We start from the raw sequence: 254 nt of genomic DNA on the forward strand, positions 1-254 counted from the left end.
CCAGTGTCCCAAGCCGCTTTGAATAGCTCATCGCCATTCGGGAATTTAACCAATAAGTAGTTACCCCAACCATCAAAGACCGTCACTTGAGGAATACTCAATAAACCCGCTTGCAAATACGCTCGGTTAGCACTTAGATCCAAAACTTGGTACTTCGCTCTTGCAAGCCCATGTTCCGAAAGTGCTTGAACAGCAATATCAGCAACAGGGATTGGCACAGGGTATGGCGCAATAACTTTCAATAGAACATCGAT

General features: G+C 45.3%; 1 pseudogene. It reads right to left on the reverse strand.

From position 1 onward, the window contains the following. A pseudogene (locus FTW16_RS21175) lies at positions 1 to 254 on the reverse strand (histidinol-phosphate transaminase); the annotation flags it as partial.

Origin of the sequence: Vibrio sp. T20, from assembly GCF_007858795.1 — a bacterium.
In the GTDB taxonomy this organism is placed as follows: domain Bacteria; phylum Pseudomonadota; class Gammaproteobacteria; order Enterobacterales; family Vibrionaceae; genus Vibrio; species Vibrio satsumensis.